The organism is Candidatus Blastococcus massiliensis AP3, assembly GCF_000582785.1.
In the GTDB taxonomy this organism is placed as follows: Bacteria; Actinomycetota; Actinomycetes; order Mycobacteriales; family Geodermatophilaceae; genus Blastococcus; species Blastococcus massiliensis.
Genome location: NZ_HG931175.1, coordinates 881,720 through 896,419, shown reverse-complemented (window position 1 = coordinate 896,419; position 14,700 = coordinate 881,720). Strand labels below are relative to the sequence as shown.

Below are 14,700 nucleotides of genomic sequence, written 5' to 3'. Positions count from 1 at the left end.
CGCCGAGCACGCGACCCCTCACCCCCGAGACCTCAGGCGGATTCGCGGTTGGTGACGTCCTCGTCCTCGGGAACCGGGTCCTTGGGGCCGCCGGTCTTGGAGGCCTCCCAGCCGGGCCCCAGGTGTTCGAGTGCGAGCCGGCCGTAGACCTGCTGCTGGGTGGCCACCCGTTGCGAGCGGCCGCGCCCCAGGAAGCTGATCAGCCAGTGGAAGATCGTGGTGGTGCGGCTCTTGAACCCGACGATGTACATCACGTGCACGACCAGCCACAGCACCCAGGCGATGAAGCCCTCGAACTTGAGCTTGCCGATCTCGGCCACCGCGGAGAACCGCGAGATGGTCGCCATCGAGCCCTTGTCGAAGTACTGGAACTCGCCCTTGGGCTGCTTGCCGGCGAGCCGGCGCTTGATCTGTTCGGCGGCGTAGCGGCCGCCCTGGATGGCCACCTGCGCGACGCCGGGCAGCTTGTTCAGCGCCATCATGTCGCCGACGACGTGGATCTCCGGATGGCCGGGCAGCGTGAGATCCGGCTGCACCGAGATCCGTCCGGCGCGGTCGACCTCCGCGCCGGTCTGCTCGCCGAGCATCCGGCCGAGCTCGCTGGCCTGCACCCCTGCCGCCCAGATCTTGGTGGCGGCGTTGATGCGGCGCACCTGACCGTCGGTGTCCTTCACGTCGATGCCGTCGGCGTCGACGTTCGTCACCATCGCGCCCAGCTGCACCTCGACACCGATCCGGTTGAGCTGGCGGCGGGCACGGTCGCCCAGCTTCTCGCCGAACGAGGGGAGGACGGCGGGAGCGCCGTCGAGCAGGACGATCCGGGCGCTGCCGGGGTTGATGCGGCGGAAGTCGCGCTTGAGGGTGCGGCGGGCGAGCTCGGCGATCTGACCGGCCATCTCGACCCCGGTCGGCCCGGCGCCCACGACGACGAAGGTCAGCAGCCGGTCGATCTCGGCCTGGTCGGTGGCCAGCTCGGCGAGTTCGAACGCGCCGAAGATCCGGCCGCGCAGCTCGAGGGCGTCGTCGATGCTCTTCATGCCGGGCGCGAACTCGGCGAACTGGTCGTTGCCGAAGTACGACTGACCCGCACCCGCGGCGACGATCAGCTCGTCGTACGGGTACACCGTCGTGCGGCCGAGGATGGTCGAGGTGACCGTGCGGGCGGCGACGTCGATGTCGACGACCTCGCCCAGCACGGTCGCCACGTTCTTCTGGTGGCGGAGCACCTCACGGGTCGCGGGAGCGATCTCGCCCTCGGAGAGGATGCCGGTGGCCACCTGGTAGAGCAGCGGCTGGAACAGGTGGTGGCTGGTCTTGCCGATCAGGGTGATGTCGATCGGGGCCTTGGCCAGCGCCTTCGCGGCGAACAGGCCGCCGAAACCGGAGCCGATGATGACGACGCGGGGCCGCCCGCCGTCCGAAGCGTTCCCGGCGGGGACACGCGCAGGTGATGTCGTCATGATGTCTCGATCCTCCCACTCCGGCCGAACGCGGTTTCTGGCCGTTCCGAGCGATCCGCACCACAGTCTGCCCGTCCCGGCTGGCCGTCGCCGGGCCGGAACGGTAGACCCGCCCCGGTGAGTGCAACGCGGATCCGGACCGTCGTCGTCCCTGGTCTGGGGCTCGATGCACGCTCGTGGTCCGGCGTACTGAGCTCGTTGCCGGCATCGGCGCCGGCGACCGTTCTCCCCCTGCCCGGTATGGGCCTTCGGAAACCGGTTCCGCCGCTGCAGACCCTCGCCGACCAGGTGATCGAGCACCTGATCGGCAAGGGTCCGGTGCTGCTCGTCGGGCACTCGCAGAGCTGTCAGGTGGTGGCCGCCGTCGCCGAGCGTGATCCGCGCGTGGTCGCCGTCGTCCTGCTGGGTCCGACCACCGACCCGCGGCTGCGCCGGGTGGGTGGGCTGGCCGGCGCGTGGCTCCGGACCGCGGTCCGCGAGCCGATGTGGCAGGTGCCGCGGATCCTCGCCCAGTGGCTGTCCACCGGGCCGCGGGCAATGGCGGCCCTGTGGCGGCGCGCGGCGCCGGACCGGATCGACGAGCGGCTGCCGCGGGTACCCGTGCCGGTCACCGTCGTGCGCGGGACCCGGGACGCGCTGTGCCGCGCCGACTGGGCGGCCGCGCTGGCGGACGCCGCGCCACGGGGCCGGCTGGTGCAGATCGACGGCGCGGCCCACATGACCGTGCAGACGCACGCCGACGAGGTCGCGGCGCTGCTGCTCGGCGAGCTCCAGCGCTGGGGGACTGACTCAGCGAGTCGGTGACAGCGACGCGGCCAGGGCCTGTAGCGAGGGCCGGTCCAGGTCAGGCGGCCTTGGCCCGGCGGTGGGCGTCCTTGGCGGCCTGCTTGGCCTGCTTGTTCGCCAGCTTGGTGGCCTTCTTGACCGTCACGCGGGGACGACGCTCGATGAGCCCGCGGGTCATGAGACCGATGCCGATGCCAACGAGCCAGCTGTCCTTCGCCAGCGACAGGCCTTCCTGGGTCGGGGCGAGGCTGCCCTCCTTCCGCATGCCCGGCGTCTTCAGGTAGAGGCCCAGCAGGCCCCCGGAGAAGGCGGTCAGCGCGGCGCCGGCCATGAAGGTGGGCACGAACGGCGTGAGCAGGGCGGCGCCGATGGCGATCTCCGCCGTCGCCAGACCCTGGACGAACTGCTGGGGCGGGACGTCCTTGAGGAACGGGTAGGTGCCGGCCGCGAAGCCGTGCATGCCGGCCGCGGTCTCCTCGTCGGCCCCGCGCTTGCCGAGCCCGCTGTTGAGGATGAACGCGCCGGCGCTGACGCGCGGGGCGATCTCGGAGAGGGTGATGGGCAGCTTCAGCATGCCGACCCTGTTCCCACGACCGGCCCGGTCAATCGTCCCGCCTGCCGGCTGGGATCAGGTGACCTGATCCCCGAGCGTCCTCCCTCGTGGTGCACGGTGAGGGAGGACGCTCGGCGGTGAGGGAGGACGTCGGGTCAGCGACCGCCGCGACGGGAGCGCGCGCTGAACGACGCCGCCGACGACGAACCGGCGCGGGCGGCCAGCTCGGCGCGGGTGCGGGCGGGGCCGGACGGGCGCCCGGAGCCACCCGAGCCACCCGATCCACCCGAGCCGCCACGACCACCCGAGCTGCCACGACCGCCACCGGCCGGCTTGGCTGCAGAGGTTCCGCGACCACCGGAGCCGGCACCACGACGACGTCCGCCGCCGGAGCCCTGCGGCTGCTGCTCCACCACGGGAGCCGGCTCGACGTAGGGCGCCGCCGGACCGGCGAGCTCCTCGAGCAGCGGCGCGCCGGGCACGACCTTGCTGACGAGCGGGTTGATGCCGGCCTGGCGGGTCAGGGTGCGGACCTCGCCGACCATGTCGGGGGTCGTGATCGTGACGACGGTGCCGCCGGCGCCGGCGCGGGCGGTGCGGCCCGAGCGGTGCAGGTACGCCTTGTGCTCGGTCGGCGGGTCGACGTGCACGACCAGCGCGACGTCGTCGACGTGGATGCCACGGGCAGCGATGTCGGTCGCGCACAGCACCCGGCTCGAGCCGTTGCTGAATGCCTCGAGGTTGCGCTCGCGGGCGTTCTGGCTGAGGTTCCCGTGCAGGTCGACGGCGGGGATGCCCGACGCGGTGAGCTGCTTGGCCAGCTTCTTGGCCTGGTGCTTGGTGCGGGTGAACAGCACGCTGCGACCCAGACCCGAGGCGAGCTGGCGCACGACCTCGGCCTTGTCGGCGGTCTGCACGTGGAAGACGTGGTGGGTCATCGTGCTGACCGGGGCGACGGCCGGGTCGACCGAGTGCGTGACCGGGTTGCTCAGGTAGCGCTTGACCAGGATGTCGACGCCGTTGTCGAGCGTGGCGGAGAAGAGCATCCGCTGGCCGACCTTCGGGGTGCGGTCCATGATCCGCTTGACCCCGGGCAGGAAGCCCAGGTCGGCCATGTGGTCGGCCTCGTCGAGGATGGTGACCTCGATGGCGCCGAGGTCGCAGTGGCCCTGGCCGATCAGGTCCTCGAGCCGGCCGGGGCAGGCGATGACGACGTCGACACCCTGGGCCAGCGCCTGGACCTGCGGGTTCTGGCCGACGCCACCGAAGATCGTGGTGGTGCGCATGCCGAGCGCGCGGGCCATCGGGTCGACGACGGCGGCGACCTGGTTGGCCAGCTCGCGGGTCGGCACGAGGATCAGCGAGCGCGGGCGCTTGGGCAGCCGCTTGCTGTCCGAGGCGGAGAGCCGCGCGACCAGCGGGATGCTGAAGGCGAGGGTCTTGCCCGAGCCGGTGCGGCCGCGGCCGAGCACGTCACGGCCGCCGAGGCTGTCGGGCAGCGTGGCGACCTGGATCGGGAACGGCGCGGTGATGCCGCTCCCGGTGAGCACCTCGACGAGCGGAGCGGGCACGCCCAGCGCCTCGAAGGTGGTGTCGGTCGGCAGGACGGTGGCGTCGGCACCAACGGGGACGACGACGGGCGCGGGCACGGCGGCGGGCGCCGGACGCTGCTGCTGGGTGTTCTGGCCCTGCTCGCCGGCGGGGCGGGTGCCCCGGCCGCGGCCACCACGACGACGGCGCGGGCCGCCCTCGGAGGAGGCAGCGGGGGAGAAGCTCTGAGAGGAGGTCAAGAGGAAGTCCTTCGACGATCGAGTCGGCCGCCGGGATCTCAGCGCGCACGAACGCCGGCGCACCTGGGATCAGGGGCGGGCTCGCATCGTCGGCGAGACGTCGGTCAGCCGGGCGCACCAAGGTGGCGCAGCCTCAGCCCGACGTCGATTCCTGCCGCTCCGGATGAGCGAGGGCGGCGCCGGTACACCCCACTCAACCAGAGATGACCTCCGAGTGGTCCCACCCCGGGGGAGTCGCCCGTCACATCGGGTGAGTGGTGCCTGGGCCAACATGGCCATATTGGCCCGAGGGAGGCACGCGATCGGCGGGGAGCCGGCCGGATCACCTGTCCTCGCCGGCGATGACTTCCTCGCCGCCCGGCCGTCTCCGCTGCAGGTGTGCATCACGAGCGGGAGGAACCCATGCTGACGCAGGTCGCCGAGGGCGTGCTGGTCCACCGGAGCGAGCTGCTCCGGAACATCACGGTGGTCGTGCTGGGCGCGGACGGCGCGCTGCTGGTCGATCCCGGGCTCACCGGCGACGAGTTCGCCTGCCTCGCGGACGACCTGGCCGTTCTGGGCGCGCCCGTCGTGGCGGGCTTCGCGACGCACCCCGACTGGGACCACGTCCTCTGGGACGTCGTGCTCGGTTCGGCACCCCGGTACGGGACCGACCGCTGCGCAGCCGCCATGCGCGAGTTCCTGTCGGACCGGGACTGGCAGACCCGCGCCGCCGAGGCGCTGCCGCCGGAGATCGCCGGAGAGGTGCCCCTGGACCTGTTCGGCCGGATCACCGCTCTGCCGGCCGGGACGGAGCGGATCCCGTGGGGCGGCCCGGTCGTGCGGATCATCGAGCACCCGGGCCACGCCCCGGGCCATGCGGCGCTGCTGATCGAGGAGTGCGGCGTCCTCGTGGCCGGCGACATGCTGTCCGACGTCTTCGTCCCGATGCTCGACGACGACAGGGGCGACAACGATGCCGTGGCCGACCACCTCGTCGGCCTCGACCGGCTGGAGGCCGTTGCCGGCGCCGTCGACGTCGTCGTCCCCGGGCACGGCTCGGTCGGTCGGGCCGACGAGGTGCGCGCCCGGATCGCGCTCGACCGCGCGTACGTCCACGCCCTGCGGGACGGCGTCGTTCCCGACGACCCGCGGATCGGCCCGTCGGTCGAGCCCGGCTGGGAATGGGTGAACGACATCCATGCCGGTCAGGTCCAGCGTCTGCGGTGACCCGCCTGTGCGGCTGCCGCCGACGAGTCCCGGGTTCGGACCGCGGGCTCGATGAGGGTCGGTGAGACCAGCGTGGTGACTGTTGCGCAAAGTCACCGAGTCGTGACCTCTAGCAGTGACCGCAGTCACCGTTCAGCTGCCAAGTTATTCGCGCTTCCCCAGGTCAGGGCGAGTGGGGGCCAAGGCCTCGAGGTCTGCGATCGTCTGGATGAGGTCTCGTGTCCCCACGTCACGGATTCAGTCGTGTTCCGAAGTGGCGCATCAAGGGTGTCCTCGGAGTCGCGCTCAGCGGCGCCCTGCTTGCCGAGATGGTCCTTGCCGCCACCGGCGCGCAGGCGGCACCCGCACCGGCTCCGCAGACGCAGGAGGAGGCGGCTCGCACGTCGGAAGGTGTGCTGGAGGCGCCTGACATCGCCACGGCCAAGACCATCGCCCGGCTCGAGAACGAGCGCGTCGAGGTCATCGGCGAGCGCACCGTCACCTCGTCGACCTTCGCCTTGCCCGACGGCACGCTCATCGCCGGTCAGGCCGCCGGCCCCATCTGGGTGCCGAAGGACTCCGGCGACGGCACCTCGTCAGCGGACTGGTCTGCCGTCGACCTGACTCTGGTGGCGGCCGAGGACGGGACGATCCGCCCCAAGTCGCACGTCGTGGACCTGGAGCTGGCCGGCGAGCAGGGGCCTGAGGAGGGCGTTCTCGTCTCCATGAGGGGTGCGCCCGGCGAGACCGTGGGTCTCGCGTGGGAGGGAGAGCTGCCCACACCGACGCTGGAGGGTCCGCGAGCGGTCTACCGGGACGTGGAGCCCGGCCTGGACCTGGTCGTGGAGGCCACCCGCACCGGCTACGAGCAGTTCTTCGTCGTGAAGGAGCGGCCGGACGCCGACACGCCGCTCGACCTGTCGCTGACCGTCGTGGGCGACGGGTTGACCGCGGCGCCGTTGCCGGACGGTGGTGTCCAGTACACCGACGGCGCCGGCGAGGTCGTCGGCTCGACCGCGACCCCGCTGGCCTGGGACGCGGCCGTCGACGAGGAGCGGCTCAACCCGGTCACCCAGCCGTGGGAGGCCGAGGCCGCACCGGCAGGAGGACTGGCGCCAACGCCGGACTGGGGCACCGGCTCGCGCGACGACGAGCCGTCGACCGCACCCTCCAAGCCACTGCCCGGTGTCGACGCTCCTCCGTTCCCTGAGCCTGCGGCGGTTCCTCCGCTGCCCCGCGACTCGGTGGTGGAGCCGGGTGAGGATGCAGGTCAGGCGGCGTCCGAGGAGGCGGCCGAGGCGAAGGCGAGTTCGGCGCTGCCGTTGGAGACCGCGGCCACCGTGGTGACCCCTGGCGTTGTGGAGATGTCACTGACCCCTGACGTCTCCTTCCTCCAGGATCCGCAGACGGAGTACCCGGTTGTCGTCGATCCGGATCTGCAGTGGGCTTACGGCTTCGACACGTGGGTTCAACACGGTTTCAATACCGACCAGTCCGGCAGTCCCGAGTTGCGGATCGGGACCTTCGACGGCGGCTGGACGGTCGCCCGGTCGTTCATCAACCTGGACCTGTCGAGCATTCGGCACAAGACGATCCTGAACGCGCGCCTGGACCTGTGGAACTTCCACTCCTGGTCCTGCACGGGCGCGGAGTGGCAGGTGTGGGACACCTTCGCTGCCGATCACAACACACGGATCTACGCCCAACCTCTGTGGGGCCAGGCCAGAGCTGCCTCGTCCCAGACGCGAGGCGCTGCGGCGTGCGAGCAGGGCTGGGTCTCGGCTGATCTGACCTCGATGATGCAGCGCTGGTCGAATGCCGGCGCCGGCCTCGTCGGTCTGGGACTCAGGGCCACGAACGAGAGTCGTAACGAGGGTTGGAAGAAGTTCACGTCAGCCAACTCGCCGTACGTCGTCCCGAGCCTCTGGGTCCGGTACAACACCCCGCCGGGCAAGGCGGACAACCTCCGGGTCAATGGCGCCCAGTTCGACGGCACCGCCTTCTGGACGCCGACCGCCACCCCGGAGCTCCAGGCGCAGGTGCACGACGCCGACGGCATGGCCGACGTGCTCTTCCAGCTGTGGGACAACGGCGGCGGAATGATCTGGGAGGGCTGGGCAAGGGGAGTTCCCGACCTCTGGCCGGCGCGTGTCACGGTGCCGGCGGGAAAGATGCAGCACGGCCGTGCGTATAACTTCATCGCGCACACGTGGGACGGCGTCGAGTGGAACCGGGCGCACTCCGGCTTCTCCCCGACCATCCATGTCGATACCGACAAGCCGCCTGCGCCGACGGTCACGTCGGCGAAGTACCCGGGCGATGGCAAGTGGTACGGGGGTGCAGGCGAGGCGGGCACCTTCACCTTCTCTGTCTCTCATCCGAACGTGCTCGGATACAAGTGGGGCCTGAACCAGACGCCGAACAGTGCTGTCGGCCCTGGGCAGGTCACCATCACGCCCCCGACGCAGGGGCGGCACGTCCTCCAGTTCGTCGCCGTCGACAAGGCAGGAAACGAGTCCGCCGTCAGCAAGTACGGCTTCAACGTCGGGCAGGCAGGGCTGGTGACGCCGACGGAGGGCGCGCAGGTCGTCCGTCGGGCGCGGCTGGATGTGGAGTACAAGCCAGGCTTCACCCACATCAAGTACGCATGGCGTCGCGGGCCGGATTCCGCGGTGCAGCAGGACATCGCCCTTGCGGCACTGACCCGCGCCGACGGTCGAGCGGTCACCAGCGCGTGGACACCGATCACGGACATCGGTGACTACGCCACGTGGGATGCGGGTCTGACCCTGGGCCACGTGCCCGGGCCGGTGCAGGTGCAGGCGATTCTTGCGAAGGACGCCCAGGGCAGCGGTGCGTACGCGACGCAGTGGGTGACGATCACCGTGTCGCCGGACGCGAAGAACGCCGCCACCACGGACATCGGCCCTGGCTCGGTCAACCTGCTGACCGGTGACTACACGCTGTCGAGCACCGACGTGGACGAGTTCGGTCTGGCTATCGGACGCGCGGCGTCGTCGCGTGATCCCAAGGCAGGGCTCGAGCCGATGGCGGACAAGCTCACCGCCGAACAGCAGTCGATGTCGGCGATCAGCGGATTCACCGGCGGCAACGCGACGCTCAGCCGCGCCACCAACCGTGGCCACCTGGGCATGGACTCACTGCGGATCGTCCCCTCTGGCGGCAACCACGATTCCTTCGCGCAGATCGCGATGCCGGAACTGCGCAAGGGTGCGACCTACCGCGTCTCGGGCTGGATCTACGTGCCCGAGGCCACCGGACTCAGCCCGGATCTTGGCCACCTGGGCCTGCGGATGCTGCCGATGTGGCAGGACTCCAACGGGCATTGGAAGCACGCGCCCACCCCTAAGGCCGAGCGCGCCGGGATGTGGCAGCAGCTCTCGGTGGACTTCACCATCCCTGCCGATGCGAAGTCAGGTGGGTACGTCCGCCTCTACAACGGCTTCTCCACGGCCGGCAAGGAGGTCTTCTTCGACCAGTTGTCGGTGCGCGAGCTGTGGGCGCCCTTCGGCCCGGAGTGGTCGTTGGGCGTCGCCGACGAGATCGCCGGAACGGCCTACTCGCACGTCAGCCAGCCCTACCCTGACGTGGCGACCCTGCACCTCGCCGGCGGCGGCGAGGTCTGGTTCACCGCGAGCGGTGACGGTCGCTGGTGGTCCGAGCCGGGCGCGGAGATGCTGACCCTTCACAGCACCGGCCCTGGTCTGTGGCGGCTCAACGAACTCGACGGGACGGTGAGCACTTTCGCCGTCCAGCCCGGTGCTGCCAACGCCGCGTTGGTCACGACCGCACCGCCGGTCGCCTCCGGACAAACCCGGGCCATCTATCGCAACGAGAACGGGCGGGTCCGCCTGCACCGGCTCATCGCGCCCGTCGAGCCGGGCGTGGGGGAGTGCAACCAGGACGTCCCCTCCGCCGGCTGTGAGGTCGCCGAACTCCTGTACGGCACAGGCGCCGCCGCCTCCGCTACGACGTTCGGCTCCTTCTCCGACCGGGTCAGCGAGGTGCGCCTGTGGTCCAGTCCCAGCGGCGGTATGGAACCCACCTCCGCTGTCACCGCCGTGAAGTACGCGTACGACGACAGCGGTCGACTGCGCCAGGCCTGGGATCCGCGCATCAGCCCCGCGCTGACGACCTCCTACGAGTACGACGCGGATGGGCGAATCACCAAGCTGTCGCCGCCGGGGGAGTTCCCGTGGAAGTTCCAATACGGCACAGGCGGTTCGCGTGCGAGCGTCGGCGCCGGTGACCTGATCGACCGCAGCTCGGGTCGGCTGCTGCGGGTGTCGCGACCTTCGCTCGTGCCCGGCACGAACGATCAGGCCGGTGATGACATCGCCAGCACCATGGTTTACAACGTTCCGCTCACCCGCGCCGCCGGTGGCCCGCACGATCTGGATGCGACGACGTTCTCGACCTGGGCGCAGCGGACCGCGCCGACCGATGCGACCGCCGTCTTCGGCCCCGAGGACTACGCGCTGGACGGCCCGACGACGGCGTCAGCCAGCACTCCGGGCAAGGACGGTTACCGGCGCGCGACGATCCACTACCTGGACAGCTCCGCCCGGGAGGTCAACACCGCCACACCGTCGGGACCCAACGCGCCCCTTGCGGGCTACATCGACACCGCGGAGTACGACGAGTACGGCAACGTCGTCCGATCGCTGGATGCAACCAACAGACTGCTCGCATTGGGCCAGATGCCCTCGGCCGACGCGGATCTGAACATGCTGGGCTTGGCCGGCGCGACAATCAGCACCGCCTCCCGAGCCATGTCTCTGTCGACTCTGAACACCTACAGCTACGACGGGCTCGATCTGCTCCGCACTCGCGGACCCCTGGTGCGGTTGGCGGTGGGCAACGACCCGGGCAACGTCCAGAACGTGCACGACGTCTCGATGTACGCCTATGACGAGGGCAAGCCCGACGGGTTCGCATACCACCTCGTCACGACCCAGACGGAAGCGCTCCTGATCGCCGGGACCTCACCGGAGCAGCTCGTCGACATCGAGGTGACGAAGACCGGCTACCACCCGATTGATGGCCAGTCGCCGATCGGGCCCAGCTCGGGCTGGAAGCATGGGCAGCCAACCGTCACCACTTTCGACGCAACGGGTGCGAGCCCCCTGTCCGCCTACGTCCGGTACGACGCGCAGGGCAAGGCGGTCGAGTCCCGGGGCATCGGCGCGAACGGACAGGACGCGCGCACCAACCTCGCCGTCTACTACACCGCCGGCCCCAACCCCCAGCAGCACGAGTGCGGCAACAAGCCCGGCTACGCCGGACTGCCGTGCATGAACTACGTGGCCGGGGCAGTGGCCGGGCACGACCCCGCCCGAATGGCCGGGCAGCTACCGGTCAAGCACGTCACCGGCTACAACCGGTACGGATCGATCGCCTCGGTGACCGAATCGGCGACCGGCCCGGTGGCCGGTGCGACGACCACGCAGTCCCGGACGACGGTGACGGAATACGACGACGCCGACCGCGTGCTGTCTGTGGCCATCACCGCCTCGGGCGTCGGGGCGGGTGTTCCGGTGTCGAAGACGGTCAACCGTTACGACAAGACGACCGGCGACGTCACGGTGATCGAGGCTCAGGACCCGACGACCGGTGCGGTCACCTCGACGATCAGAAAGACGTTCGACCAGCTCGGCCGCATGACTCGGTACGAGGACGGCAACGGTGGGAAGACCACCACCGTCTTCGACAAGTTCGGCAAGCCGAAGACGGTCACCGACGACACGGGATCGACGCAGTTCGACTACAACCGGGACGAGGAGCCACGCGGGTTCGTCACGAAGGTGACCGACTCGGTCGGCGGGGAGATCTGGGCCACCTACGGCCCTGACGGGCAGGTCACGAAGCAGTCGCTCCCGGGTGGAGTGGAGCTGCGGATCGGCTACGACGCCAACCGCACGCCGATCACCCGGGCGTACGTGCGCACGTCGGACGACGAGATCATCTCGCAGTCGTCGGCGCTGGAGAACAGCTCCGGGCAGATGGTCACCCACACCACCAATGCGGCGAGCAAGCGCTACATCTATGACGCCCTGGGCCGGCTCACCACTGCGCAGGACAACATCGCCGGCACGTCGCTGTGCGCGGCGCGCACGTACGGCTATGACGCCCGAGGCAACCGGTCGTCGCTGGCGACGGCGGTGTCGGACACGGGCACCTGCGTGGATCCGGCCAATCCTGGCGGGGTCGCCGTGACCACCAACTCCTACGTCTACGACTCGGCTGACCGGCTCCTGTCGGAGTCAGCGATCGACGGGGGTCCGTGGGTGTACGACCCGCTGGGCCGCATCACCACCGCTCCCGTCCGCGGGTCTCCAGGTCGAAGCGTGGCGAACGCCTACTACGCCAACGACCTGATCGCCTCACAGACGATCGAAGAAGTCGCTCGTCAGACGTGGAGCTTGGATGCCATCGGCCGCTTCGCTTCCTATACGAACGAGGCTTGGGCCGTCGGCGGCGACGGGGTGGCCGGCTGGCAGGAAGCGGTCACCAAGGTCAACCACTACGACTCCGACTCGGACTCCCCTGCGTGGATCGCCGAGGACGCCTCGCTGGACAGTGAGGTCACCCGCTACGTCGACGGCCTCGACGGCAACCTGGCCATGGAGACCGGCAAGGACGGCGGCCGGATCCTGCAACTGATCGACCTGCGCGGCAACGTGATGTCCACGCTGCCGATCCCCGACGACGAGAGCGCCGTCGACATCGCGGCGGTGCGCCACCAGACCGCTGACGAGTTTGGCAACCCAACGAACCTGAACACTGGCGGCCGCATCTTCACCGACGGCCAGGCGCCGGGCAAGGAAGGCCGGTACGGGTGGCTGGGCGGCAGGCAGCGCTCGGCCGACGCCCTCGCGGGCGTGCTGCTCATGGGTGTGCGGCTCTACGACCCGGCCACCGGTCGGTTCTGGTCCCGCGACCCCCAGCCTGGCGGAAACTCGACCGCGTACGACTACTGCTCGGGCGATCCGGTCAACTGCACAGACCTGGACGGCCAGTGGGGCGTCTTCAAGAAGCTGGCCAAGAAGGTTGCCAAGAAGGTTGCGAAGGTCGCCGAGGTCGTGGCAACTGTGGTGCCAGGACCTATCGGCGCAGCAGCCGGAGCCATCTCGGCCGGCGCCTACGCGGCTTCCGGCAACAAGAGGAAAGCCCTCGAGATGGGCGTCGTGGCGGCCGCCGCGATGATCCCTGGCGGGGGTGCGGCTGCCAAGGCGGGCTTCGCTGCGGCAAGAGCCGGCGGACGCGTCGCTTCGAGGATTGGCCAGGCCGCCGCCAAGCCGTTCAGGCGAGCGCCAACCACTTGCAGGTTGCCAGCACCGAATAGCTTCACGCCAGAGACCGGCGTCTTGATGGCGGATGGCAGCACGATCGCCATCAGCGACGTCGAGGTGGGCGACCTGGTCGCCGCTCGCGACCCGTTGACCGGCGAGGTGTCTGCGCAGCCGGTATTGAACGTGATCGTCGGAAACGGCGCGAAGCATCTGATTGATGTCGTCACCGCGCCGGCTCCTTCCGACGTACTCCGCGATGGCCAGGTTGCCGACGACGAGTTGCTTGTCGACGGTTGGACCGCGACCTCCAACCACCCCATTTGGGTGGAGGGACACGGGTGGACAGACGCCGAGGACCTTGCCGTTGGCGATCTCCTCCAAGGCGTCACTGGGGAGCTACGCATTGTCAAGGCTGTCGACAGCCGAGGCTGGCTCCCAAACCAAACCGTCTACAACCTCGGTGTCGCCAACGTTCACACGTTCGTCGTCGGGCAGGCGGGCGACGGAACCCTCGTCCACAACTGCTCCCCAGGCGCCCCCTTCACTCGTGCCGGCAAGAGAGGGGTCCGGGAGGACAACATCCAGAGGCATGGAGAACTAAGGTGCGAACGGTGTGGCATCCAGACGCCCCGAGCCACCAAGCTGTCCCGGGGAGACAAGAAGAACATGCGCACAAGCGAAATCGATCACATTGTCCCTAGGTCAAAAGGTGGAACGAACGCGAGAAGCAACGGCCAGAACTTGTGCGCCCGCTGCAACAACATCAAGGGAGCTCGATGACTACAGACGATGATCCGCTCGTCTTCGTAGAGAAGAATATGTTCGATGGTGTGCCGGTCTTGACCGTGTACCACGAGCTGGATGGAGACTGGCAGTACTTGACAAGTCTTAATCCCTCACCCGCGGACGCACAGATGGTCCATCAGAGTCACGTATACGCAACCGATCCCTCACTTAAGACGTTGCACTCAATGCCCAAGGGGACCTGGGCCGCTCGGGCCGCACGAGGCGAGCCATGGACCCACGGCCTGGAGGATCCGGAGACTTGATATCTACGACGGGCCTGACTTTGGCTGCAGGAGTGCGCGCGTTACGCCTACCACGCGGCGAGTGCGAGGCGGAGACGGTATCTCGGCAAAGGTCCCCGTTCGGTCGCTCACACCGGGCTGTCGGCCGCTAGGTCCACACGCGGCCGCCACGTGGCCGCTTCCTTTCGCAAGCGCCGCGAGCCCGGCGGTCGACCCGGCACCCCTCCTAGGTGTATGTGATGTGGCGTAGGCAGCAGGAGGCCAACGGGAGTCTGCAAGGGTCTTGACAAGGCAATAGGGCTGCTCTCGCCCTTCCCAATTGCAATTCCGGTTCGGAACGGGACGTGCCGCTCGGCGGGAAGCCCTTAGCTGTAGTGACCACGAGCGTTGTTGACGGCGTAGCGGGCCGAGACGGCAGGGGGACCTCCGGGCGAAGGTGTGGGTGCTGACGCCTCACCGACGACCCGGAGGTCCCGTGTCTCACGCTAATGCCCGGCTGACCGTGTACGGCCGGGCGGAACTGGTCCGCCGCGTGGTCGAGCAGGGCCGGCCAGTCGCCCACGTCGTGCAAGAACTGAACAT

General features: G+C 69.5%; 6 protein-coding genes. 3 read left to right on the top strand and 3 right to left on the bottom strand.

Annotated features, from left to right (window positions below):
• Positions 1 to 32 precede the first annotated feature (32 nt).
• A complete protein-coding gene (locus BN344_RS18265) occupies positions 33 to 1,460 on the bottom strand; it encodes an NAD(P)/FAD-dependent oxidoreductase (RefSeq protein ID WP_040339847.1) in 1,428 nt (475 codons plus the stop codon).
• Between the two features lie 117 nt (positions 1,461 to 1,577).
• On the opposite strand from BN344_RS18265, the gene BN344_RS18260 reads away from it, so the two are divergent.
• Entirely contained in the window at positions 1,578 to 2,264 is a 687-nt protein-coding gene (locus BN344_RS18260; protein ID WP_166518268.1) for an alpha/beta fold hydrolase, read from the top strand.
• 40 nt (positions 2,265 to 2,304) lie between these two features.
• On the opposite strand, the gene BN344_RS18255 is transcribed toward BN344_RS18260, so the two are convergent.
• On the bottom strand, positions 2,305 to 2,820 hold the full coding sequence (locus BN344_RS18255; protein ID WP_231487021.1) for a hypothetical protein: 516 nt from the start codon (positions 2,818 to 2,820) through the stop codon (positions 2,305 to 2,307).
• 134 nt (positions 2,821 to 2,954) lie between these two features.
• Entirely contained in the window at positions 2,955 to 4,589 is a 1,635-nt protein-coding gene (locus BN344_RS18250; protein ID WP_231487020.1) for a DEAD/DEAH box helicase, read from the bottom strand.
• 402 nt (positions 4,590 to 4,991) lie between these two features.
• On the opposite strand from BN344_RS18250, the gene BN344_RS18245 reads away from it, so the two are divergent.
• Together BN344_RS18245 and BN344_RS18240 are read left to right on the top strand one after the other, a co-directional pair.
• Entirely contained in the window at positions 4,992 to 5,798 is an 807-nt protein-coding gene (locus BN344_RS18245; RefSeq protein ID WP_040339845.1) for an MBL fold metallo-hydrolase, read from the top strand.
• Between the two features lie 218 nt (positions 5,799 to 6,016).
• A complete protein-coding gene (locus tag BN344_RS18240; RefSeq protein WP_155858948.1) occupies positions 6,017 to 13,870 on the top strand; it encodes a DNRLRE domain-containing protein in 7,854 nt (2,617 codons plus the stop codon).
• The last annotated feature ends 830 nt before the right edge of the window (positions 13,871 to 14,700 follow it).

Coding starts and splice junctions, on each gene's coding strand:
- BN344_RS18255 (WP_231487021.1), bottom strand. CDS start 2,820: ATGCTGAAGCTGCCCATCACCCTCTCCGAGATCGCCCCGCGCGTCAGC.
- BN344_RS18265 (WP_040339847.1), bottom strand. CDS start 1,460: ATGACGACATCACCTGCGCGTGTCCCCGCCGGGAACGCTTCGGACGGC.
- BN344_RS18245 (WP_040339845.1), top strand. CDS start 4,992: ATGCTGACGCAGGTCGCCGAGGGCGTGCTGGTCCACCGGAGCGAGCTG.